Below are 25,017 nucleotides of genomic sequence, written 5' to 3' on the forward strand. Positions count from 1 at the left end.
TATTATGGTTACGATTCATGTACTTGCCTGTGGCGAAATGTTTGAGTTGGTGCTCAATGCACTGGCGGCCTTTCTCAAACAAGACAGTTTTGATGGATTACTCCGTATTACTGCGCTTGTCGGCATCATCATGGTGATGGGAGGATTTTTAAAAACACGTGATCCGAAGGTGTTTGCTCATTGGTTTCTTACCTATGTTTTATGCACGAATGTGATTCTTCTTCCAAAAACCACGGTAGAGATAGAGGACATTAGTACCCAAAAAATTAAATTGGTCGATAATGTACCGGTGGTATTTGCCTTATCTGTACATTTAATTACAACCGTGGGTTATGGCTTAGCTCAAGTGTATGACATGCTTTTAAGTATACCGATAGGAAACCGCCAGCCTCTACCTGAGGAGTTGCTATATACGCGAACAGGATCATTGTTCGGTTCACGACTTATTCAGGCTGCCACATCATTTCGTATTCTTGATCCTGTATTAAAAGAAGAAATGAATGAATATTTTAGAGTATGTGTGGTGGGAGATATTCGTATTAATCGTAAATACAGCGTGCGTGATTTATCTGAATCAAAAGACATTTGGAATTTAATCTCTTCCAAAGCATCTCCTTTGCGGATGCTTCAAGTTGGGGACAAATTGGTGACGTGTAAAGACGCGTCCTCAGCGGATGGTACTTACAGTTTACGTAAAAAATTAGAACAAGAAATTAATCGTTCTTATAAAATTTTTGGGGTGAGTCTTTTTGGAAAACCGCAGAATACAACGTATCAAAATTTGTTTGAAACCCATCTTAAGTCTTCATTTGAGTATTACCAAGGTTTAACAGATACCTCCAGTAATATCTTTTTGCAAAGTATGATGATTAATGCAATGCGAGATGGGATAGGGCATTACCAGGCATTTACCGATGCAACTGCAGGGGTTGTGAACCAACAACTTTCCAAATCTCAAGTACAACACCGTTGGAGTTGGCAGGTGTTAGGACAAAAAGCGTTATGGATTTTACCCATCATGCATACGTGTTTAACTATGTTGCTTTTTGGTGTCTTTCCTCTGATTTTGGTTTTGGCCACTCTACCTTTTGGGATACGCATTTTAGCAGGATATTTTCAATTTTTTCTTTCATTGCAATTTTGGCCGGTTATGTTTGCTATTTTGAATGTGGGAATGGCGATCTATGGTGCCTCATCGTCGAGCGAGTTTGGTCAATTTTCGATGGTCAATTTAGATAAAATTGATGAACTTCATGGTGATGTGGCGGGTGTATGTGGGTACATCATGATGATGATTCCATTCATTGCCATGGGTTTTTTGTCTAATTTTAGTGGCGCATTTAACAATTTAGCCACATCCATGATGAGCCATATGCAAGGTTCGAGTATGTCTACGGCAGGTGAGGCCGCTAATGGCTCTTTTGGCATTGGCCAAACGAGCTTTTATAATACGACTGCCAATAATCTTTCTGCAAATAAGCATGATTCAAATTGGTCGCATTTGCATGGAATGCATACGGAGCAAATGGGAAGTGGGGTGCTGAAAACACTAACAGGTAGTGGCGGGACTGTATTTGATGTAAGTCCTGGAATGACACGAGGTGCGGTATCGATTAATTCATCAGAAGGTTTAAGCGCCTCTTTGAATGATGCTTATGAACGCTCCACGCAAGCAGCTCACAATCAATCCTCTCATTTTCAAACGGCATTATCCAATGCAGCGCATCGTGCATTGCAATTGTCTCAAATGAGTGGTCATGATTTGCGATTAGGTGATGGTGTTTCCAATAGTGAGTCAGGGCAATTTTCAAAGGCTTTATCTACCATGAATCATATTGCCGAAGATGTTGCGAGTCGAACAGGAATGAGTAAAGAGGATGCCTACTCACGTCTTATTTCTAATGGGATTGGTGGGCATGCAGGGGTGAGAGCCGACAGTAGTTTGGCAGGAAAGGTTCTTAAATTTGGAACAGGATTTAGTGCAGGTGTTGATGCGCATGTTAAAGCAGAAGGCTCTTCTTCTGAAAGTTCACGCTATCATAGTGGCACGGATGCATCCGTTTCCGCAAGACAGGCTCAAGACTTTAATAAAGCGTTAAACTACGTTAATCATTTTGCTCAAACACATCATTTTGATGAGAGTCACTCCACCGCCGCCAGTTTAAGTTCGCAGTTGGGGGCTGATTTACGTGATGCACAAACAGCAAGCCATAACTACGATGCGAGTATGGCTCATTCACAACGTATTAGCCAGGCTAAAAGTTATGTAGAAACCCATGGTTCACAAATTACAACCGATTTAAATCAGGCTTTTCCTAAGTTTGTGGAGCAGCGTGTTGGTAAAACACACCGTGATGAACTCTTTACCCATCCTGGAGATTTAAATTCATTAAATCAATTAAATGATTTGGGTCAGGATTTTATTGCGCAGCGTCGTGATGCGTTGATTTCTGAATTTGGTGGTTCGGGGCATAAAGACGAGGTTCAGGCTTATTATGCGCAAGAGAAAGATCATGTAGCAGGTAAAGAGCATGAGCTAACCAATAATTATTATGCACAGAGTAACGGATTGTCACAGAGCGCGAGCGCCCTAGATTTAGGAGTGGATGCCCAAAAGGCTCAAGAATTACAACAACAAGTTGGCCATAATGTTTTGAAGAAACAAGTTCAAGCGGAGCAGGGTTATCAAAATATGAATGCTCAACACGAAGTTATGGCGCATGAAACACAAAGCACAGTGATGAAAGGAAAGGAGGAGGCAAGAAGAAATACGCTAAATCCTAAAAACTGGATTAAACAAAATCAATTACATCCTAAGGAGTAGCTTAAATGAATGGGAATGAATTAAAACAAGCCATTAAAGAAGACATTGCATTACTCAGTTCACTCGATTTTGACGTGTTTTCTGTACGCACTTATTACTCAGGACTTTTTAGGATCATTGGCGGTTGTTTTTGGAAAATAGGGTTTATTGTTCTGTTTGCGACAAGTTATGTAGAAGTTTCTATTCGAAATGGTTCAGCATCTTATGACTGGGATTTTTTTGGTGACCTCATTATAAGTTCATTTTTCATGACGTTTGTAGGGGTATTGATGTTGCTTCCTTCACTCACGCAATATTATCTGATTCAAATTCATTTGAAGCATCGCATTCAAACAGGTCAATTATTAGTCAGTAAATTAAAGCAGATCGGTTGGGTTTTTTTAGTTGTTTTTGGCCTCTGCTCCTGCTTTGTGATGCAATGCCCCGATCCTTTTGCCTTTCGTATTTTTCTTGGATTTTCTTATTTCGTAGCCCTTTTTGCGTCCTACATCTTATTGAGCATGGAAATGAGTCGTGTAGGGGCAAGCGTATTATTCGACCTGGTGAATCAATGGGTAAATAAAAAATAAACATCGAATACAAATAATCTAAATACCAACAAATAGAGCTTATTTTAGCCATTAATTCAGGGTGGCCGCGTTAGCTTTGCTTAAAAAAGGAGAAAATATTAAATGCAGACGGAACCTAATTTTAAACATTATACCCGTGGGGGACAAATAAGTTTTCATAATTTGAGGATGTGGGATCAGATCACAAAAACCTTGGTAACGGTTTGTTTTTGTTTGTGGCTTGTTTTTACTTGCTTCATTTCTTGGCTTATTTTGCCTACAGAGAAACTGAATCATGCTCTGGTCTATTACTACGCATGGTTTCTCGACTTTACGGGAAAATCACACACGTTTACCTTGTCATTTCATGGGAAAATATACCACCAATCAGTACAGCAAATCATGCATTACCCCTATTTTGAAACCAATGCTCGTCATATGGTGGATTTATTAGGCCAGGCGGCATTGGGAGCTTTTGCTTTGGCGTGTAGTGCAGGACTCGGTCTTGCCGTCTATTTTATTCGAAGAGGTAAGTCGCAAACTGAAAATCAATTTATTCGTGGGGCATCACTTCTTGATCCTGCAGAACTTAAAAAACAAATTAAAAAATGCAATCAAAGTTCAGATCTTAATCTTGATGGATTTCCCTTAATAAGGGATTCGGAAGTACAGCATTTGCTTGTTCATGGCACGGTAGGGATGGGTAAAAGTCAATTTATTATGAAATTGATGGACGATATTCGGGCTCGTGGGGATAGAGTCATAGTCTACGATAAAGGATGTACGTTTACCCAAGCTTATTTTCAAGAAGAGCATGATGTTTTACTAAATCCTTTTGACGCGCGTTGCGCGAATTGGGATTTATGGCGGGAAGCACCAAAAGATGAACTTTTGGAGAATATGGCAGAAAGTTTGATTCCGATGCATGGAGAAAACGACCCATTTTGGGTTAATGCCGCGCGTACTGTGTTTTCCTCAGTGGCCAGTCGAATGAGAGAAGATAAAGAACGCTCCTTATCCAAGTTATTGCGACTGCTTGTCACCGGAGAGTTTCATGAGCTTGAACCTTATCTTGCAGGAACCGCTGCCGCTACGTTAGTAAGCAATAAAATTGAAAAAACAGCCATATCGATTCGCTCTGTAATCACAACCTATCTTAAGTCGCTTCATTCGTTAAGTGGGATTGCAGAATCTGGAAAAGAGGCATTTTCAATCAGAGACTACTTATTAAATCAAGATTTATCGGGTTGGCTTTTTATTTCATCTAATGGAGAGCAGCATAAATCTTTAAAACCACTTATCTCGATGTGGATAGCCATGGCATCACTTACCCTGCTGAGCCTGACTGAAGATTCAAATCGCCGTATTTGGTTCATCTGTGATGAGCTTCCAAGTTTGCATAAACTCCCGTTATTAGGAGAAACCATTGCGGAGGTTCGCAAGTTTGGTGGATGCTTTTTATTGGGAATGCAAAGTTTTAGTCAACTTGAGAAAGTATATGGACGCAGTGGTGCGGCTGAAATCTTTGACTTACTCAACACCCGTGCATTTTTTGCAAGCCCTAGCCATCAGATGGCGCAATTAGTAAGCAAGGAGTTAGGTGATGAAGAAATTGATGACACACGAGAGAATTACTCGTATGGCGCAAATTCCATACGTGATGGGATTTCATTAGGAAAGAATAGAATTACGCGACCTTTAGTGACTTATCCTGAAATTATGGATTTGGCGCCTCTTTCTTGTTATTTGCGGCTTCCAGGTCACTATCCCATCACTAAATTAACCCTTCAACATCAAAAAAGAAAAGCTAAGTCTTCTGGTTTTATACCTCGAATATTCCCTGAGACTGAAAAACCCCCAACAGCCATTGAAACACTTCTCGAAAATCTGGATGCGAGTGCATCTCACACGGAACCCAAGCCTTCATCTCGCGTAAAGAGTGACGAGCAAGAATGGGATATGGAATCAATTTTTTAATTTAAGGACCACATCATGCTAAGTCTTCGCGTGCAGCCCATTAAAAAAGCATCTTACTACTATGACAAAGAAAATTATTATTTTTCAAACCAACTCACAACACAATGGGTTGGTTTAAGTGCAGAAAAACAAAATTTATGTGGTGAAGTGGATGTTCATACCTTAGAACAAGTGGTTGGCGGCGTTTTGCCCAGCGGAGAGATTATGGGATTTCAAACACAACAAGGTGAAATGAAGCATCGTGGTGGTTATGACTTAACCTTCTCAGCACCTAAATCGGTTTCTTATCTTGGGTTGGTTGCAGGACACAAAGAATTTGTGGATTTACACCTAAATGCCGTAAAAACAGTGTTAAAAGTGATTGAAAAAGAAGCATCTGAGGCGCGCAAATCAGGAAAATCCGGCGTGGAGTATGAAAAGACAGGGAATCTATGTTTTGCAACCATTCTCCACGATACGTCAAGAGAGCTCGATCCTCAACTTCATGTGCATGCCTTATTGATGAATTTTACTGAGCGACTGGACGGAAAATGGCGTGCACTTGCCTCAGACCTTAGCCGTAATCACGGAACAATGGAATGGATTATGAACAATCAGATTTTATTGGGTCTTATCTATCGCTCTGAGGTAGCATTGGGTCTGAAAAAAATGGGGTTAGAAATAGAAGGCACAGGAGATGCTCATGGGCTATTTGAAATTAAATATTTTGATGAAAACCTTTTGAAATGTTTTTCAAAGCGTCGTTCACAAATTGAAGAGCAAGCAAAAACGATGCATTCGAATTCACACAAAGCCTATGATAGAGCAACTCTTGATTCGCGTAAGCAGAAAACCGCAGTTGATCCTGATGAGTTGCTTGCTCAGTGGGTTAAGGAAAGTAACGATTTAGGCATTAATCCATCCACGTATTTTTCAGAATTAAAAGAAAAAACAGCTCAAAATTCGTTGTTAAAGTCCTCATTAACCGCTGATCAAAAATCGAATAGCCCTTTCATGATGGGAATTGCTCATTTGGAAGAAAAGAAGTTAAGTTTTACGTATCACGAACTGTTACAAGCCAGTCTTTATTTCTCATTAGGGGAGCAGGGATTTGATGTATTGATGCACCATATTGAGGAGGCACTTCAACAAAAACAGCTTATTGCGTTAGATGCCGAAGATACCCGATTTACAACGCCTGAGTTAATCAATAAAGAACGCGAACTGATCACTAAAATCAATCAATTCCCTGCACAAAAAAACGTAATCCGTTGTAGCGTGGATAAAGACGCTGATAAGGAACACATTCAAAAAATAGTCAGCCAGGCGCTGTCCTCAAAAGATAGCCTCATACGAATAAGGCAGCAAAGTGCATTATCTCGTGATGTTTTAAAGAGCCTTATTGATTCTGCTGAAGCCTCCAAAAATATTCGCATTTTATGCCCCACGTCATTAACTTCCCAAAACATCAATCAAGAGTTTACTAAAAAACCATCAACATTATGGCAATGGGTCTTATCGATAGGTAAAGAGGATTTATGTGAAACCGTATCTGGGTTTAATTATCGGCATGAATCGGAGCATCGATTGCCATTTTTTAAACACAAAAAAGAACGTGAATTGCTTATTGTTGATGAATCACAACGCTTGTCACCTGATGAGATGAATAAGTTGTTATCCATCTCTGAGAAACGTCTGGCAAAGGTTGTTTTTTTGGAAAAATCGCAATCGTTAACAGGCTTTAAATCCGATATTCCGGCTCTATTAGATAAAGCTCAGATAAAAACATTAGATGTTGATGACAGACCCTTGCATCAATCTCAAATTACTCTTGTGGAAGCGCGAGAAAAAGACGCTCGAATTCTTAAGACAGCGCAGTTGTATCAATCGTTAACCAGTGCACAAAGACAACAGACACAAATACTCACTTATTCCAAAATAGAAGCTAAAGAAGTGAATGAGGCGATTCGTGCGAAGCTCAAAGAATGCGGGGAACTTTCCAAGGAAGAGCGCGTTATTTCTACATTAACTCCTCTTTCGCTCACTGAAAGCGAAAAAAAATTGGCCAAAAGTTATCAGGAAGGAATGGTACTCATTAAAAAAATACGTTCTGTTTCCCAGAAATTACTGGTGATTGGGGTAAATGAACAGGCAAACCAGCTTATTATACGAAATCAGAACGGTATGAAATCTACGATTTCAACAACAAAAATATCAAAAACGACACAAATTTATGAGCCGATTCAAATTCCAGTGGCCATTGGCGATAAAATTGTGGGTACTGGAAACCTTGCCTTGGAAGGAGTGCGGTTGGGAACTCAATATGAAGTAACTGAATTTACGCGCCAGGGAATTAAAATCAAATCAGGTAAAGACACTATTCATTTAGATCTGCACAAAGAGAAGCATTTTCCCATGAATTATGCTTATGCCAAGACGATGCATGCACATGATTTTAAACCTTCAGAAAGAATCATTGCGACTATGCCTGCCTATGGGCTTCGACAAAATATTGTTTCTCTACTTTCTGAGACAGCTAAAAAGGAGTTATACGTTGTTACTGATGATGTAGATAAAGCCAATCGTTATGCTCTAAAGGCCGCACCTAAGCACACTGCCATCGCATTAACTTTAGATGCGGCGCAGAAACACCATGGCGCTCAAGTGGTGGATGATTCGAGCTCTGCTGAGTTGCTCTTAGCCCTAGATAATGCCTTAGCGCGTTTATCCATAGAAAAACCAATAAAAGAGGACAGCGAAAAAGCATTAGCTTTTGCGATTGCTCATCTTGGGGAACGCGAAGCGGCCTTTAAACGCAGCGAGTTACTCAAGGTGGCAATTCAAAAAGCGATTGGGCGTACGGATTATGATGCGTTAACTCATCAATTGGATTATTTAATCGAACGCGGTGAGCTGATTGCTGGGGGAAATGAATTTTTAACGACAAAGGAAGCCGTTTTCTTCGAAGAATCAATCCTTTCTACGGTTAAATCAGGGATTAATACGTTAAAGCCTTTAATGAAAGAAGAAGAGGCTCGAAATCAATTGGCTTCTGCTCGATTGACTAAGGGACAAAAAGAAGCCTGTGGACTGATTACAACGACATCTGATCAATTCATTATGATTCAAGGCTATGCGGGGACAGGGAAAACAACGATGAACAAAACCACTATTGATACGGTTCATCATGTACGCTCTATGACTCAAGAAGAACTACGCATCATTGCTGTAGCACCCACGCATCAGGCAGTAAAAGAAATGAGGGCTTTAGGAATTGAGGCGCAAACATTAAAGAGTTTTCTTATTGCTCAAGACCAAGAGCTTACCTTATCGCCTAATTCGCTCGTACTACTCGATGAATCTTCAATGGTTTCTAATCGTGACTGCGCAAGACTTGTGCAGCAAATAAGTGATTCGGGCGCTCGTTGCGTTTTATTAGGTGATGTAAGTCAGCATCAGAGTATTGAAAGTGGAAAGCCGAGTCAAATTTTGATGCAGAAAGGAAGCATACGTGTTGCGTGTATGGACGATATTGTTCGGCAACAGGTCTTGGAATACAAGAATGCCATTGAAACATTAATTCAAGGTAATCCAAGTAAAGCATTGTCGCAATTAGGGGCGCTGCCGCTTAATCTTATTGATCGAAAAGACAGCAATAGCCCTTACCATGCGTTGAGCTCATCTTTAATGGTTACGGGGTACTCTTTAGATGAAAATGTACCTCTTGATAAAAAGGAAGAACACAGTCAAAGCGTGTTTCGTCAAAAATCACCTATTGAAATGGCTGTAGGTGATTATTTATCTCGTACCGATGAATGTAGAGAACAAACGATAGTAATTATTCATGAAAATAAAAAAAGGGAAGTCGCTAACAAGCTTATCCGAAACGAACTGATTAAAGAAGGGACACTTGGTTCTGAGAATTTAACTTTTCCTCGATTATTGAGCACCAATTACACAACCGCGGAGCTCTATTTTTGCGAGACTTATCAAGAGTGCATTAAAAAAGGGGATTTTTATTTAAAAAAAGAAGGTGAATATTTCCAAGTTGCATCGGTGGATGCATCAAATAAAGTTGTTTTGTTACACGATTCAAAAGGGGAAAGATCCTTTTTTGTTCCTGAAAAAGAGAATAAAGACTGGAAAATAGAGTTGTTTCAATCAGACCCTGGAGAAATTTCAGTAGGAGAAAAAATCCATTTTAAAAAATCCGATAAATCTCTAGGACGATATGCAAATGAGCGGTTACGGGTAACGCAAGTACAAGAGGATTCTATAGTTGTCACAGATGGTGCCGGTTCAGAACATCGTTTAAACAAAGAAGAAATGAAAGACGCTCACTGGGATTATAGTTATACAGCAACCAGTTATTCAATACAGGGCGCTTCTTCACCGTATGTTATTGGTGTTGCAGAGACAGGGAATAGTAAAGTGAATCATCTACGTTCATTTTATATCATGGTCACTCGTGGCTCGTTGCATGCCATGCTCTACACCGATGATCACGATAAATTACAGGAGCAGCTTTGTGTATTACCCGATAAAACATCAGCGCTGGAAGTATTAAACCGAATTAATCCAAATATTAAGAGCAAAACGCAAGAGATTCAAAACAGCACGAACAGATCTCAGGACAGAACAAAATCAAAACCAGTAAAGCCTGCGGAGCCTAAGAGCGAACCCTTTTATGATGCGAAGACCATTTCACAAAATCTTTCAAATCATGCCGAGCTCGTGGTTGTATCGTTGCTTGGAGAACCAAACAGGGTACTTTCATCAAAAAATGAATACCGTTATGGAACTTATGGAAGCTTAGTCATTTGTTTACATGGCGAAAAAAGAGGAGTTTGGTTTAATCACGAAACTTTGGAAAAGGGTAATTTACTTCATCTCATACAACACACGCTCAATTTGGACTTTAAACAAAGCCTTATCTATGCAGCTAAATTAACTGGTGAAGACTTAAAAGAGCAGATAAAAAGTAGGGTAAATACTCCAGTGATTGATAAGGAAAACCAGAAAATCAAACCCAATAAAACAAAAGAATACGCAGTCAAGTTGGCTCAGGAATCGAAACCCATATATGGCACTGTAGCAGAAAAGTATCTGAAGGACATAAGAGGGATTGGGCACATCTCAGGAGAAGATATTCGCTATCACCCAAGAGTCTATACCATGGATACAGAGACTGAAAAATATAGGCCAGCACTACTCTATATCGCCCGAGATAAGGAGGGTCAAATAGCAGCGGTTGAAGCGGTATATTTAGACCCAAAAACCGGAAATAAAGTGCCGATAGCATCTCTGAGCATGAAATCTAAGAAAACATATGGTTCGAAAGAAGGTGCAGGAGCCATCTTAAATAAAGGAAATAGCAAAGAGTCCATTACTTATCTTACAGAAGGCGGTGAAACGGGGCTTAGTGTACGTGATGCAGTGCCTAATGAACGTGTTATTGCAACGCTGGGCAAACAAAACTTTACAAATATTGATATGAGTCTTCTAACGGATAAAGTGGTTCTTTGTCTTGATAATGATGGGAAACCCATCAAAGAAGATAAAGTAATTATTAAGACAATTGAGCGGTTAAATCAGCATGGAAAATCGGTAGAAATAGCTGTTCCACGCAGGGATAAGGATTTTAATGATGTAGGTAAGATAAGCGGAACTCAGGGCGTTGTAGATGCGTTAAGTCATGCTGTAAACATAGATAAACTTGTTGGGATAACAAATAAAATTGAGATCAGTGAAGAGAAAATTAAAGAATGTTTGGAAACTATCTCCAACAAAATGAAATTAGAAATACCTGAAAATAAAAACCCATCAGTGGATAAAGTTAAATTACTTCAACGAGAGGAAATGGAGCTCTATTAAAATAATTTTTTTTAAATTTACATTGTATCATTCACAAAATAACGAGGATAATATGCGCAACAGCCTTACCATATTTATTGTATTTATAAGTGCTTTTATTGGTTCAATATTAGTATTGAGCACGCCCATGAACTCTTTCATTTATTATGTACTATTTAATAGGGATTTTATTATTATTGTTTTGATAATCGGGTTAATTTATTTCCACAAAAGAATATTAATAGCTATTAAAAATATCAATATTTTGTCATGGATAATCCTATTAAGTTATCTTATTGGGGTATTGGAGATGGAATATATAACTTATAAATTCAGTGTTCCATTCGAGGGACTTATGATAACGCTTCCATTACTTATTTCATATCTCTATTGGAGCCAAAAAAGAGACATCCACTATTTATTAAAACCCAATAATGAGAATCGAATTAATGCGTTTAGGATTGATTTATTATTGATTTCATCAGCATTTTTTATTGCGGTATCTCTATCATTAATAACAGAATTAAATAATGTTGATGCAAGAGCATTTTGGCCTTTCCAAATTTACTTTGTGGCATTTTATGGAATAATTTTTTCGTGGGGTTATTCACTACTAGGGCTGATGATTAAAAAAAATCATATCAAATATTCTTTACTAATTGCGAGTTTCATTATTTTAAGTTGCTTATTACTTAACTATCTTCCAAGGAAGGTTAACTTGAGTCATGAAATAAAAATAGAGCCTTTTCATTTCATATTTTCGATAATATTTTTACTTCATATGGGTGCGTGTCTTACACTCTTTATGAAAGAAAATTACAGCAAAATATTCCAGGATTAAATTGGATTTTCTTGGAGTTTTATTGAGGATAATTTGATATGGCAATTAGCCTCAATGATAAAAGTTATCTTACGTTAACGTCAATTACCAATAAATCCTTCAATAAAATTATCTACTTTTTTCTTAAGTTCAGCAATGTGCTCATCAGCATTGTTTGCCTCACCTGCTAACTTATTTTTATCATAAACACATCTAAAAATGTCGGCACTAATACCTAATAATCGGAGCAAGTGAGTTGTGTGTTGTCTATTTAATTCCTCTTCTTTTTCTAGGCGTCTCTTTTCCTCTTCGCTTAAAGATGGGGTATCTTTGTTATGTAAGTATACTTTAATCCCAAGTTCAATCATTTCTTTCATCGTCTGTGATGAGGAAGTATGCTCCTCCTCTTGTCTGATGGACTCCAATTGATCAAGTGTTTTTTGAGATAAGTAACAATAAGCCTTTGGCATAAAATCCTCTATATCGTGTTTAATAGTTAAAACTAAGCTGATTATATCATGTGAAACAAGGTGCTAAAAGGGTGTGTTTTATGTTAAAACCTCAAAAAATATATTTAAGAATAGGTGTGGATTGGGTGTTGATTTTATTTAACATATTGATTATTATATAAGAGTGGATTAGCACCTAATAAAATAATAAGCTATATTGAATTTAAAAAGTTAAATAAACCTTAACTTATTGATTTAACTATGAAATATAAAAGGCAATGACAGTTGCGAGGGGTGTGTAGATTCAAAAAATACAACTAGGCACAATCCTTATGAAGTACTACTATTAGTATAGTTAGAACAACGGATCAGAGAGTAAATAAAGAGCGCGTGCCTTTGCGCGTTTGTGAAGGAATTAATTAACTATTAAATAAATAAAATAGGATAAAAAAATGAAACTATTTTTTCAAAAGGATGTGATAGTTGATCGCATAAAAAAATTAATACAATTACTCATCCGAATTAAAGATTATGTATTGGAACCGCCACCAGGTTTTCTTGAATATCAAAAAGCCATTGCCTCAAAAGATGAGCATTTTAATTATATGGAAAATGAATATTTTAAACAGTATATTTTGCCTAGGATGAATAAAGGCCATGATATAGCACAGGGCGATCATTCTTCTATGAATATTGACCATCAGCAGTTATTTAATAATCATTCACAGGATACGTTTAGAGTAAATCCGGTTACTGGTTTGCCTATGATTGGTTCGTATGATGCGGGGGGTAGTCCATTTGGATTTAATTACAATCACTCTATGCACCATCACAGTAATCATCATTCCAATTTTAGCAATATGCATTCCAATAACCAATTTAATTCATTTGATTATTGGAATAGATAGTATACGTGTTAATAATTTGTAATATTAAGCGAGGATATTATGTCTTTAATTACCGAAGATAAAATAAAGAAAACTGAAAAAATTCGAGTCGAAATTGATGCCACTGTATATAAAGAAATTCAAGCCTATTGTGAATGGGCAAAACTGAGAAGTCCAGATACATTTTTTGAAAAATCAGCTTTGTATATTCTAACAAAAGATAAAAAATGGAAAGCTTCTGATGAATATTCAATGGTTGATTAAATTAGTATTAATCATTAATGAGTGATTTATGTTTATTAAAATGTGTATTCTTATAAATTCAATTACAATGATTTTTTGTGCGTTAAGTGCTAATAACAATAGAAAATTATTGAAGGCAATGCAGCGATGCAATGACGGTTGTGCGCAATCGAATAAAAGGCTGGATCATATTGTATGACGGATATAAACACTATTCTTTTATTTATTGCTGTGCTTGTATTTTTGCGGTTATTGGATCTCAGTAATTTTGAGTCTACTTGCCATCAAACGATTGATCATTGGCTAACTAAAAAATTTGGAATACGTGGGTTTGAAAAGAGGGCTTATAAAGGTGGATTTCTTGATTTATTTCACGAAGAATTGGCTCTTCGTTCACATCGACCAATGACTCAATGTAAATGCCATTATGCGTTTCGTGTTGCTCAAAACAAGCATGAGAACAACCTGTAAGAGTACGTGGTATTTTTGCCAATGCATAAAGCATGCATTGGCAAAATGAAAGATAAAAAGCAAAGAAATCCTTCTATTTAAATTAACTCCCAATCCCCAAAATACCCCTCCTTGGTTTTAATTAAATCCTCATAAACGCGCATTTCCAAACCATCTCCTAGTTCATCCCATCCTGTTAAATCCTTGGCTGCGTTTAATGCGCTATCATTAACAAAGTACACTCGTGGCACGCCATAAGTCCATATAATTCCATCAACACCATTAAGTGTTGCACCATCGAAACCCCAATCATTCATTTCTTGCTCTGGATTATGACGTCCATGATATAATCTTAATTTCATAATGCTCCATTCAAAAAATTAACTCGGTTAGCTGCTTCATCTGGTGATGTGTGATCGCTTTCTGGATGCCATTTCCCAGAGGGATCATAAAATCCAACAGTCCATAAAAAACCTTTTTCTGATTCAATATATACGTACATTTTTACTTCCTTAATTTTCTAAATAAATTGATAAACATTTGCGCACGTAAGCCGGTTTTAAATCTAAATTCTTAGATAATTTGTTTACGCCTTTAGTAGTGAATGAAGAGCTATAACCGTTTTGATAGATATATTCCAGCCATAATGCTTTGCCTTCATGCCAATATTTCCTATCACTATGGTTCATTATTTACTCCTTAATTTTGTTTAATTCTTCCTTAGGTACATATTCTTCAATATGCTTACTCTATTGAAAGGCCGTAATTCAAATTTACGGCCTCTTTTCATCTACTTAATCAATCGCAGCATAAATCTCGCTGGCTTCTTCGTGATACTCGATGTAATCCTTTAATAAATAATACTGATGGATTGTTTTATCCGATTTAGTTTTCCAACAGAGTTGATTAAGAACACATAGGGTTGTAATGATTCCAGCAGCATCCGCGCTTATTTCGCCAGCATAGCCGTTGCCTTCCACGTAGATAGGGAGTAGTTCGTCCATGTCAGGAGCTAAATAAAAACCACGATTGCTCAATTCGTAAAAATGCCAATAGCCACCATCGTAAGAAGAACACATTACTTTTAAGGTGTTGTAGATGGCTTGCTCGGCATTTAGCATCTTGATGCCAAAATGTTTGGGTAAAAAAGAAAGGCGTTGCTTATCGCTAACTAATTTTGAAGTAATGATGGTTGTCATTTTTGATCCTTAATGTTTTCTATTATGTTCCTAAGTGAACAACTACATTATGGCAAAAAATGGCAATTTTGTCAATAAAAAACATCTTTTAAATTGACGTTTATTTTGTTGTTGCATGGGAGGCTATTTTATTTCAGATTTAATTTATTAGCTTCATTGATATTGATTTGTTGCATTCTTGTTTTAAATTCAGGCGCGCTAAGTCGTTGGCCTTGATCTAGCTCAAACCGGCTTATCGATTCCACAGGGTGAGGGGTACGTTCTTTTTTCCAAGAGACTCTCACAAGGTATTCATCCTGCATTTTTATATAGACAATATGCGCATAAAAATTATTGCCTTTAAAAAATTGCTTATGTTCAATCCAATCTTGGGAATTTTTGTCAATTGGCCAGCAAAGTGTGTGTATTTGATGCTTTTTATAACGATTTTTTCCTTTGAATAGGTCATTTAAAAAGTTCTTAAGCCCTTGGCTTCTAAAATAAGTATGTCCCTCATCACCATAATGTTTAAAAAATAGCTCAGAAAATCGCTCTATTGGGCTTTTTTCGATAACAAAAAAATATGGCCAAAGAAGCGGTTTAAGAATCAAATAGCCTCTAATATCAGGCCTTTTGAGTAGCAAATCATTATTGTAATATTTTTTAAAGTGTTGGAAACTGAGAAAACCGTGGATGGAATAACATAGGGCAATTAATCCACCAACTATATAGACCACTATCAAAAACTCTTTTACACTTACATTCATTGTTTACCTTCCATAATTTCTAAATTAAGCTTATTGTTATTGGAATTACCAGAGCATAATCCCAATAACTCTGTGATTAATTTTTTACGTCTGTGCTGGCAATATTGCCTGTTATAATGCTTTGTTGCAGTTGCGATGCAATATCATTCGGTAACTGTGGCAATAAGATCGTACTCGATTTGTTATGTGAGCCTATTTCTTTTAATGTATCAAAATATTGGGTGATCAATACCAAGTTCATTATCTCTGCAGACGTTACCCCAGGTATGGATTTTTGAAAATCTTCTACCGAATGGCTTAGTCCATCGATAATTGCTTTTCGTTGATTGGCTATCCCTTCACCTTGTAATTGCTTGCTTTCTGCTTCGGCCTCTGCTCTTTTGACCATTAATATTTTTTCTGCTTCTCCTTTGGCCTGAGCGGCAACTTGTAGACGTTGTTGTTCGTTAATTTCATTCATTGCGTTTTTTACTTTAGCCTCTAACTCAATATTCGTTACTAATGCTTTGACAATTTCAAATCCAAAGTCTTTCATAGTGCCGGTTAAGTGGTTTTTAACGGCATTAGCAATGGTGTCTTTTTTTTCAAAAATGTCATCCAAAATCATTGTTGGCGTTTCAGAGCGTACTAGATCAAGCACATAGGCCGTAATTTGTTGCGTAGGATCTTCCAACTTATAGAACGCATCATAAACGCCGTCCTCTTTGATTCGATATTGCACGGAGACTTGAATCTGAACAATCACATTATCTTTTGTCTTGGTTTCGACTTTGACATCTAATTGTTGGATTCGTAACGATAATTTACCGGAAATCCAATCAATAAAGGGTATTTTAAAATTAAGTCCCGCATGTGCAATAGAATGGTATTTTCCTAAGCGTTCAATCAGTACAACTTCTTGCTGTTTGACAATAAACAGGCCTGTTAAGACAAAAATTAGCAAGAGAACGGCAATACCAATTAATAGTTCAATCATCATTTATATAACTCCTTATAGTTATGATTTATTGTTTAGTGTTAAAAAAAAGAAGTTCAGCAGTAACGGCAGGAATATAAATGGCCATATATATTCCAATTTTTCTCGTATGGATTCCAGAATGTCTTTTCTTGCTGCCTTTGGAACGTAGTAGGAGTGAGATAAATTTAATACAAGATTGTGATCTTTTTTATCTCTCAAAGTTACCTTAATGGTGTTATTCCCCCATGTTTCTGAATAGGTAAATTGATAGGGATGTGCGTTATTAGGTTTCATTTCATTAATAGCCACCACATCAAAATCACTTATTGGTTTTGGGCTTTCATCTGAAAACTCAAGTTCATAAACGACCTGTTTGCGCTTTACTTGGAAATCCGGTTTTTCGTTATACGGTGTTTCAATTTTTGATTCAATTATCTTTTCTTTGAGTGGAGCCAATTGAAGCGTGAATGCGCTCATGTATCTTTTTTCAGCTAGTGCAATTAACCTGTTTTTTATCTGTTGATTTCGGCGCTCTAGTGCTGCTCGCTTATCTTGAGGCAAGTCGCCTTGAGCTAATAATTGATTGTTGCGCTCGTATTCACTATACAGCTCGCCATCAGGGGATTCAAAATCCGGCTCATTGTAAGCGTCAGTATGCCCTTTTTGCGAGAATAAAATAGAGCCTGCAGCTAACCCAGTTAAAAATTTAGAGTGTTTTATCGTGGGCGATATGTGCTGTGATTTCACATTCCCATGGGGATGAGCCACTCTAAATGATTTAGAATACCCTGAATAAGCAGGAAAGGATAAAAAAGCCCCCATGAATAAGGTGAGGGCAAAAGTCCTATTTATAGCAATTAAATAGCTATGATTTCTTAAATAACTCATGTGCGATTCCTTGGGGTAATTTTTCATCAAACCATTTCCATAGTTCGAATTTGTCCGTTCCTTTTTCAAAATGCAGAAAACCTTCTTCAATTTCATCTTCGTCGTTTATTGGCACATCTCCTAACTGCTCCCATAAATTTAAATAATCCATTGTGTTTCCTCCTCATCGGTGCATAGACTAGAAAAAATCTAGCCTATTAATTAATTGGATTACTTTTCTTCGATTGGGAATAAATCATCTGAAAGGATTTCTATCACATCCCAATTAATCCCTATGTTGGCATCATTATTTTTTTTAAGATGTTTTAATACGATGCTTGCCTGTTCTTTACTGAGTAGTGGCCTGACATCCAACACATCCTCTATAGACCAAACGATGCATATTTCTTGTGTTAACTCATTTGTTTTTTCTGTTGATATAGTGCTCATCAAAATCTCCAATTTCTATTAAGCCGGTAATTAGTAGTAACTCCCTGCATCAGCAGGGAGGATTTTCGAAGTCTAATGGTAAGAGGAATAATAAAGAGGAGCGCCATCCCAAAGACTCGCATGCGAGAAGGAGTTCATACGGACTCTACCTTGCGCGTTTGCCCTTTTTCGAAAGGGCTCATCAATAAAACAATTAGGTTTTGCTTTTGTTTTGCCGCAAAATTCATCGTTGCGCTCGGTGATTTTTTCTTGAGCAAGTTCTCTGAGTACAACAGTCGATGTTCCGATTAGTTCAATAACTTGATAAAAATCAATGTTAGTTTGCTCGTAACCCCAAGAAGTATAGAGAATGGAAGCGATTTGAAGAGGGTGTTTAATCATGATGTATTCCTTATTTTATCTATTATGTTCCTAAGTGAACAACTACAGTATGACAAAGCTCATATAAAAAGTCAATTAAAAAGACCCTTTTTTTAGATTATTTTTAAAAAATTTTTTGCCATCCGGCTCAAATAGTAAAGAGGGCATTGGCTCATTATCTATAAGGCTAAAAAATTTGAATTGCTAGGGATTCCATGAACAAATCCCCTAAAGAACGTTATATCAGCGATCATTTTCCCAGTAAGTGCGCCAGCATGATAAATCATCGCCAGAAAAGCATTCATAATCATAACCAACTTTTTTATTGCACCAAATACACGTATCGTATGGATTTTCAATATCATGAATAAGCATATGATCGCCTTTTTTGCAGTTAAGTAAGTTCAGTTCAAGAGTTATAAAGCGCACAGCATCTTCTAGCTGCTTGAATAGCTTCCCTTTACTTAATTCAAGCATACCTATTACATCTTCAAACAATATAGGGCTCATGATTTACTCCTTTTTTTGTGCTACTGGATTTGGCCTAAGAATAGAGAGAAAGCCCATTTAGGGCTTTCTATTTACGCAAGACGTGCTTGTTCTTTTTGTGAAACGTGCACACTGCCGTATTTTTCTCTAATCGCATTCATTGAATACTTGCCAAAAGAACGGGAACGTAAAGCATCCGCAGGTCTAAAATACCAGCATTCTTTTTTAGATGCCCACTTAAATCCCGCTGCTTTTAACGCGTCTTTATGAGGTTTTGTATTCCCGGAAACCCAAACCCATGCGCCGCAAACCTCAATAATTAAGCCTAATGTGCAAATTTGATTTAATGCATTAGCTACTTCATCACCATACGAAGCTGCATCGCTGGTAACGTGGGCAACACCATCAAAGTTTTTTAATACTTCATAGGCCACATTGATCATTTTCATGATTTCAAGACCGGCTGGATTTCTATCAGGGTGGAATTTGGAGCAGGCTTTTTTGATATCTTCTTGAGATACTTGGCCAGAAAGACCCAAAACTTTTAATGCATCGTATTGATTCATAATGATTCCTTACTTTTTCTTTTATGTTCCTAAGTGAACATAAATAGTATGGCAGACCATAGCGAAATAGTCAATCAAAAAGATCTTTTTAATTTATCTTTTTTATGGATTTTATTTATTGACAAATTGTGTTGCTATGAATAAACTAAATAGTGTCATTAGGACAATCAAAGAAAACGAGGTAATTATGATTCATCTAAACCAAATCAATGCACCACTTGAACTGGCCTTTTCTTTAAACGATTTGTTAAGGGCGTTAATGCTTACATCTTCATCGACCAGAAGCCAAGATATTTCTTATTCCTATTGGAATAGATTATCCATTAAAGAGGTCATTGGCACTCATTTGGAATTAAATACTCTTGTTCATTACCCTCAGCTGTGTACTTCACTAAGGCAATTGGAACGTTTAGATTATCAGGTGGAACTTTCTCTGGAAGATATTCCTGAAATGAATCAGCAGGGGATTGAGGCAATAACTCAGGCTTTAGCAGCAATAAAAAATAAATTATTGAGTGTGCGAACGCAAAAAGCTAGCCTTGATGCTCAATTTAATAATCTTGTTTACCTATATGGACAAACTGCAACAGTACCTGTATTGCGTGCTTTTAAACCGTATTATTCTTTGCGAAGAGCGGTTTATTATAAACAGCATGCTACACGCGCCAGAAAAATAAATATTTCAGGTGTTTCTTATTTCATGCATTACAACGGCCACCGATTGCAAAAACTAAAAAGCCTTCATGAATTAAATGAACATCAATTATTAAGTCGCTATTTTGATGCAACAAAACAGGATACAACAGCAATAACGCCAAGAATGAGAACCTATTTGTTGGGAGGATTCACCAATACACCTGTGTTTGCGTTTCGTTCTAAATACGATTACAAACAATCAGGCAAAAAATACTACATTGATTTGGCAACAAACAAAACATACACGCGGTTAAACGATGCAAAAGCCTGTGCATCGCAATACTGTAACAATCCGTCACTTATTTTATTAGAGGCCTCTTAATGAAAAAACTATTGCGATTCGAGGTGAAGCAAAATTTGCGTAGACCCTCAAGAATTTATGTCAGATCAGCGGATGATAAGAGTTTGTATGGCTCTTTCCGTATCGATGAACCGGATTTGTTCGATGGGTGGGATAATCTTTCAATTAACCAAAGCATTGAATTAAAACAGTTCATACAAAATCTTAAGGCAGTTAATCAACACCTAAATCCTTCACCAACAAGCACGTTGATTGATTTACGCTTTCGATTGCCTTATGAATTTATCGACGTTTTGGAGCAGATTGAAATTATTTGTGATGAACAAAAAGTGGAGTTAAATATTTTTGAGCCCATGGTTAGCAGTATGATACAGCAAATTAAAATTGCAGTGGGAAAGCTTTCAGGCTCCAGCAAAGAACAGGCGTTAACGTTGCTGAACCAGGTAAACCTTGCGGAGTATAAAAAGCAGGATTTTAGCAATCAAATAAAATCTATTTTTTCAGAATTACAAGCCGTTGCTAATCGTTCCGAAAAATTGCACCACAAAGCGATGACTATATTTGATAAGGATAAAAGCTATTCTCCTATGGCTATTAAAGGTATGGCTGGAGGAGAAACAACACCTTCGAAATGGCTGGTGGCTTGTGCCGTTGAAGTATTACTTGATGAAAAAAAAGATATCCTTTTTAAGATCCTCACTGAGGATGATGTGTTTATGCTATGGGCTAAACAACTATTGGATCAAAGACATGAGCCTGAAGACATTATTAAGAAGATTATTCACCTCAGCAAGAATGAGTTAATTAATAAAATTGAATGCTATAGAAAAATCACATGATAAAATAACACTATTCGTTTAAATACTTTTACCACACGGAGTATAAATTGATAGCTTTAACCCTTACCAACAGTTTAATCATGTTATTAGGTCTTGTACTTACATGGTGTATTCTCTTTTCCATTTTTAATGAGAAATCATCATTACGCCTAGGCATAAAATTAGGATGCTTAGTGCTGTTTTTATCTCCATTCATTGCGAAATTTAGCTATGATTTTTATGCAACGGCTTCTCGTCAATTATTTTTAATGAGTGCTAATGGGGAGATTCAACTAGCTTACTCATCCTTGAAAATACCTCATAATAAGAATATTGATAATTATTGCACTCAATTTAAGGACAGCAAAGGAAAACCATTAAATATGTTATCAATAGGTTTTGATGATAAAAGCTATTGTGGAGAATTTTGGGGATTATATGATCAACGTACCGTCTTCTTACCCTATAAGCTATTGGATAATAATCAAGCGATGTATTGGGCCTCACCTGAGTTGCGCATTGTTGGACCAAAACCAAAGTTTCTTTCACTAGAAACAACAAAAGATCATTCAAATAGCAGCTTTTCTAAAAAACCTAAAGAAATTCATATTAAGGAAGGACAAAGTACCAATATTGTTATCATTAAATCATTCGATATTACTTTAGAGAATCAAGGAAAAAAAACGATTAATGCAGGTACAGTACTGTCAGGATTTACCCTAGATCCGTTGCATGCCAATGACAAACCCAGCCCAACGCGAATAAAGCTAATGATTGGCAGGGATTCTTGCATTGCATCATCTACTAATCCAATACGCCCTGACTATACGACAACGACCGCTACTACCAAAATAAGCAGCTTGAATTGTTCTCATATGGAATCAAATGCCATACCTATAGAAGCGATTGCGTCCATTCCAGGGAAAGTTCTGTATACCCAAAAAGATTAAACAAGGAATGAAATGAAAATGAGCAACAAATTAGAAAAATGCTTAAAAAAATTGGAAGAGAATTTCTTGAACCCTATTAATTTAAAGAAAAAAATACGCTACTTATCCTGTTTACTTTTTGTTTTTACTTTTCTATCGCTTTCCATTGAAACAGCATTGAAATCAGGAACAGCATCCTCTTATGCTGACTTATTATCCCCAATTACCTATTCATTTTACTGGCCAAGATTTACCTTATTATTAATGCCATCACTTGCAATAATTCTTCTCTCTGCTCATAAGAAAAAACAATCCGATTATATTTTACAGGGATTACTCTTATTCATGGCTCCAATTATTGTAAGTAGTAACCTTGATATTTTTTCTGCCTATAATCTTGTTCCCAATCTAAATCAGCCAAAGCACTTCATGCAGCTTTATCATTTTGTCACCGCTGCCAATGCCGCACTATGGATGGTTATTATTATGTTGGGACTCATATGGCTGTTTCAAAAACCCAACTATATTACCGATATACAGGCTATGTAACATTATGAGTAAAGAGAATAATAACCAAATTACCAACGCTCACGATCAATTCTTCCGTACTGCAATGGGAGATAAGCGTGTAGCTCAGGATTTTTTAAAATCTTGGCTCCCTAACGATCTTTGTCAAAAGATTGATTTTGAGCAGTTAGAAATCCAGCCTCGATCGCATATTAATGATGTACGAAAAGAATCAGCAGTTGATGTGCTTTTTAAAACAATAATTGAAGGCCATGAAGTATATATTTATTTGTTGCTTGAGCATCAATCTACTCCTGACCAATTAATGCCGTTTCGAATGCTGAAATACATGTGCAATATTATTGATCAACATTTAAAAACACAAGACTCGAAAAGTGATAAAAGAATCCCTCTGATCTATCCTTTAGTGATCTATCATGGCAAACGAAAATATCCTTTTTCCACAAATTTAAGTGATCTGATTGACGCACCACAATCTTTAGTAGATCGTTATTTCTTAAAACCTTTTCAACTAATAGATTTGGGACAAATTGATGATGAAGTATTGAAACAACACGCATGGTCCGGTGTTATGGAGTTTGCATTAAAGCACATCTTTGCACGCGACATTTTGCCCTGGTTAAAAGATATTGCAGAGAGGCTTCATCAACTTGATAATGCAGGTGGACGTGATTTTATTGCAATTGTGTTACAATATTTATTAGAGCGTGGTGAATTAAGTGACAAAGAGGCTTTTTTTAAAGTAATTGACACCCAGATATCCCATGAAGTAGGAGAGAAAATAATGAGCTTGGCAGAACAATTAAGAGAAGAGGGTAAAAATCAAGGCATACTCGAAATTGCCGGAAAAATGCTTAAAGAAGGCGCAGATCCTGCTTTTGTTGCCAAAGTCACAGGATTATCTCTGGATAGAATCAAGACGTTACAGAAACATTAAGAGTTCCTTTTAAAGCGACCTGGGAAAATAAAAAAGTGAACACGTTTAACGTTCAATTAAAAAATGGCAATTATTTGAATATTCCAGCCGAATATTATCCCAGATTTGCTAGCATTGTAGCTGCTAAAGAAAACCTATTGTGTCTTACCCCTATTAGTCGAGTCGAAGCCTTTCTTAAAACAATTGGCCGCACTCTCTTCAACCCCACTTTTGCAGTGTTATCAATCATTAATTTAAGCCTATGCACTCCGTTATTGATAACGAACAGTCCAGATAATCCAAAAACAACTTATTATTTTTACTTATCTCTCGGTTTCATTATTTCTTATTACCTTACCAAAATTCATATCAGACTTACTAATAAACACCCCTTATCTCTCGATGGCTTGGCGCAGCAATTAGGATATAAATCCTTTGCCAGCTCACTTAAACCTTATGATGAGCGTATGATTAAAGCAATTATTGCTATTAATAAGATAAAAATACGTAGGACTACACTGTTTTTTGATGATTTATATGGCATTTTATTTGATGAGGTAACATCAAGAAGATTATACGATATTTTTCGCCCCACCCATTTAAGGGTAATAAAATAGAACCTGTCACAATAAAACTTCTCTGATATAATTAAAAATACCCATCCAGATATGAATAGGCATCTTGGAAAAACACCAATTAAAAAAACTGGTGTTGGTGGTTATTTTACAATAGGGAGGCTCTAAGCGTAAAATAACGTATTCATTCCTTGTTTCATAGCGACATTTAATGTCCAATCCATATTTAGAACAGCCCAACCCATTACGCAACCAAGAGACTCAAGAGAGCTATTGGAAACCGCCCATTCCCCTTGTTACTAAACTAATCAATGAAGCCCCATACCCGTTAGATGCATTACCCAATATACTTCAACATGTGGTTCATTCTTATCAACGCTACGGGCAACAACCACTATCCTTAGTCGCTAATGGTGCTTTAGCAAACCTTTCTCTGGCCTGTCAGGCTCATGCCAATGTGGCTCGTGACACCTATTTAACCAGCCCTGTTTCCTTATATTTTTTAGTCATTGCCAGTTCAGGAGAGCGCAAAAGGGCTCCGTTGCAAAAACGAACGATGGTTTATACTTCAATCTAAAACTATTAACTG

General features: G+C 36.9%; 27 protein-coding genes. 14 read left to right on the plus strand and 13 right to left on the minus strand.

From position 1 onward, the window contains the following. Positions 1–4 precede the first annotated feature (4 nt). From traG to traI, 4 genes are all read left to right on the plus strand, one after another. A complete protein-coding gene (gene traG / locus QM652_RS05335) occupies positions 5–2,824 on the plus strand; it encodes a conjugal transfer mating-pair stabilization protein TraG (protein WP_415073575.1) in 2,820 nt (939 codons plus the stop codon). 5 nt (positions 2,825–2,829) lie between these two features. Continuing rightward, the gene (locus QM652_RS05340) at positions 2,830–3,393 is read left to right on the plus strand and encodes a hypothetical protein (RefSeq protein WP_415073577.1); all 564 of its coding nucleotides are present in this window, start codon (positions 2,830–2,832) and stop codon (positions 3,391–3,393) included. Positions 3,394–3,495: 102 nt separating this feature from the next. Beyond that, positions 3,496–5,349, plus strand: coding sequence for a type IV conjugative transfer system coupling protein TraD (gene traD, locus QM652_RS05345; protein WP_415073579.1), 1,854 nt, complete (start codon positions 3,496–3,498; stop codon positions 5,347–5,349). Between the two features lie 15 nt (positions 5,350–5,364). Beyond that, a complete protein-coding gene (traI, locus tag QM652_RS05350) occupies positions 5,365–11,202 on the plus strand; it encodes a conjugative transfer relaxase/helicase TraI (protein ID WP_415073581.1) in 5,838 nt (1,945 codons plus the stop codon). A gap of 900 nt (positions 11,203–12,102) precedes the next feature. Here traI and QM652_RS05355 read toward each other — a convergent pair. Then, a complete protein-coding gene (locus QM652_RS05355) occupies positions 12,103–12,471 on the minus strand; it encodes a hypothetical protein (protein WP_415073583.1) in 369 nt (122 codons plus the stop codon). Positions 12,472–12,902: 431 nt separating this feature from the next. On the opposite strand from QM652_RS05355, the gene QM652_RS05360 reads away from it, so the two are divergent. The 3 genes from QM652_RS05360 to QM652_RS05370 all read left to right on the plus strand — a co-directional run bounded on the left by QM652_RS05360 (position 12,903) and on the right by QM652_RS05370 (position 14,051). Beyond that, positions 12,903–13,358, plus strand: coding sequence for a hypothetical protein (locus QM652_RS05360; protein ID WP_415073585.1), 456 nt, complete (start codon positions 12,903–12,905; stop codon positions 13,356–13,358). 39 nt (positions 13,359–13,397) lie between these two features. After that, on the plus strand, positions 13,398–13,601 hold the full coding sequence (locus QM652_RS05365; protein ID WP_415073587.1) for a hypothetical protein: 204 nt from the start codon (positions 13,398–13,400) through the stop codon (positions 13,599–13,601). Between the two features lie 174 nt (positions 13,602–13,775). Further along, positions 13,776–14,051 (plus strand): hypothetical protein, encoded by a 276-nt coding sequence (locus QM652_RS05370; RefSeq protein ID WP_415073589.1) that lies wholly within the window; start codon positions 13,776–13,778, stop codon positions 14,049–14,051. 77 nt (positions 14,052–14,128) lie between these two features. Here QM652_RS05370 and QM652_RS05375 read toward each other — a convergent pair whose 3' ends face one another. The 12 genes from QM652_RS05375 to QM652_RS05430 form a co-directional block, all read right to left on the minus strand. Further along, entirely contained in the window at positions 14,129–14,392 is a 264-nt protein-coding gene (locus QM652_RS05375; protein WP_415073591.1) for a hypothetical protein, read from the minus strand. Further along, complete coding sequence (locus QM652_RS05380; protein ID WP_415073593.1) at positions 14,389–14,532, minus strand: hypothetical protein; 144 nt, start codon at positions 14,530–14,532, stop codon at positions 14,389–14,391. Before QM652_RS05380 ends, QM652_RS05375 begins: the two co-directional genes overlap by 4 nt. A 10-nt stretch (positions 14,533–14,542) precedes the next feature. Beyond that, positions 14,543–14,719 (minus strand): hypothetical protein, encoded by a 177-nt coding sequence (locus QM652_RS05385; protein ID WP_415073595.1) that lies wholly within the window; start codon positions 14,717–14,719, stop codon positions 14,543–14,545. A 105-nt stretch (positions 14,720–14,824) separates the two neighbouring features. Further along, positions 14,825–15,229: an antirestriction protein gene (locus tag QM652_RS05390; protein WP_415073597.1), complete on the minus strand. Its 405-nt coding sequence runs from the start codon at positions 15,227–15,229 to the stop codon at positions 14,825–14,827. Positions 15,230–15,357: 128 nt separating this feature from the next. Then, the gene (locus QM652_RS05395; protein WP_415073599.1) at positions 15,358–15,975 is read right to left on the minus strand and encodes a hypothetical protein; all 618 of its coding nucleotides are present in this window, start codon (positions 15,973–15,975) and stop codon (positions 15,358–15,360) included. A 76-nt stretch (positions 15,976–16,051) separates the two neighbouring features. After that, entirely contained in the window at positions 16,052–16,954 is a 903-nt protein-coding gene (locus QM652_RS05400) for an SPFH domain-containing protein (RefSeq protein WP_415073601.1), read from the minus strand. Positions 16,955–16,972: 18 nt separating this feature from the next. Continuing rightward, a complete protein-coding gene (locus QM652_RS05405; protein ID WP_415073603.1) occupies positions 16,973–17,821 on the minus strand; it encodes a hypothetical protein in 849 nt (282 codons plus the stop codon). Continuing rightward, complete coding sequence (locus QM652_RS05410; protein WP_415073605.1) at positions 17,799–17,972, minus strand: hypothetical protein; 174 nt, start codon at positions 17,970–17,972, stop codon at positions 17,799–17,801. The genes QM652_RS05405 and QM652_RS05410 overlap by 23 nt, the downstream gene beginning before the upstream one ends. 59 nt (positions 17,973–18,031) lie before the next feature. Then, entirely contained in the window at positions 18,032–18,250 is a 219-nt protein-coding gene (locus QM652_RS05415) for a hypothetical protein (RefSeq protein ID WP_415073607.1), read from the minus strand. A gap of 72 nt (positions 18,251–18,322) precedes the next feature. After that, complete coding sequence (locus QM652_RS05420; RefSeq protein WP_415073609.1) at positions 18,323–18,631, minus strand: hypothetical protein; 309 nt, start codon at positions 18,629–18,631, stop codon at positions 18,323–18,325. Positions 18,632–18,853: 222 nt separating this feature from the next. Then, complete coding sequence (locus QM652_RS05425; RefSeq protein WP_415073611.1) at positions 18,854–19,120, minus strand: hypothetical protein; 267 nt, start codon at positions 19,118–19,120, stop codon at positions 18,854–18,856. A gap of 71 nt (positions 19,121–19,191) precedes the next feature. Beyond that, a complete protein-coding gene (locus QM652_RS05430; protein ID WP_415073613.1) occupies positions 19,192–19,665 on the minus strand; it encodes a J domain-containing protein in 474 nt (157 codons plus the stop codon). Positions 19,666–19,801: 136 nt separating this feature from the next. Here QM652_RS05430 and QM652_RS05435 point away from each other — a divergent pair, with 136 nt between their 5' ends. The 7 genes from QM652_RS05435 (at position 19,802) to QM652_RS05465 (ending at position 25,005) form a co-directional block, all read left to right on the plus strand. Further along, the gene (locus QM652_RS05435; RefSeq protein WP_415073615.1) at positions 19,802–20,683 is read left to right on the plus strand and encodes a hypothetical protein; all 882 of its coding nucleotides are present in this window, start codon (positions 19,802–19,804) and stop codon (positions 20,681–20,683) included. Next, positions 20,683–21,501: a hypothetical protein gene (locus QM652_RS05440; RefSeq protein WP_415073617.1), complete on the plus strand. Its 819-nt coding sequence runs from the start codon at positions 20,683–20,685 to the stop codon at positions 21,499–21,501. Before QM652_RS05435 ends, QM652_RS05440 begins: the two co-directional genes overlap by 1 nt. A 47-nt stretch (positions 21,502–21,548) precedes the next feature. Then, positions 21,549–22,430, plus strand: coding sequence for a hypothetical protein (locus QM652_RS05445; protein WP_415073619.1), 882 nt, complete (start codon positions 21,549–21,551; stop codon positions 22,428–22,430). A 12-nt stretch (positions 22,431–22,442) separates the two neighbouring features. After that, positions 22,443–22,958 carry a hypothetical protein gene (locus tag QM652_RS05450; RefSeq protein WP_415073621.1) on the plus strand — a complete coding sequence of 172 codons (516 nt, stop codon included), beginning with the start codon at positions 22,443–22,445 and terminating at the stop codon, positions 22,956–22,958. A gap of 4 nt (positions 22,959–22,962) precedes the next feature. Next, complete coding sequence (locus QM652_RS05455) at positions 22,963–23,874, plus strand: Rpn family recombination-promoting nuclease/putative transposase (protein ID WP_415073623.1); 912 nt, start codon at positions 22,963–22,965, stop codon at positions 23,872–23,874. Positions 23,875–23,909: 35 nt separating this feature from the next. Beyond that, a complete protein-coding gene (locus QM652_RS05460) occupies positions 23,910–24,470 on the plus strand; it encodes a hypothetical protein (protein ID WP_415073625.1) in 561 nt (186 codons plus the stop codon). 169 nt (positions 24,471–24,639) lie between these two features. Then, on the plus strand, positions 24,640–25,005 hold the full coding sequence (locus tag QM652_RS05465; protein WP_415073627.1) for a DUF3987 domain-containing protein: 366 nt from the start codon (positions 24,640–24,642) through the stop codon (positions 25,003–25,005). Positions 25,006–25,017 lie beyond the last annotated feature (12 nt).

Origin of the sequence: Legionella sp., assembly GCF_047605385.1 — a bacterium.
Classification (GTDB): Bacteria; Pseudomonadota; Gammaproteobacteria; order Legionellales; family Legionellaceae; genus Legionella.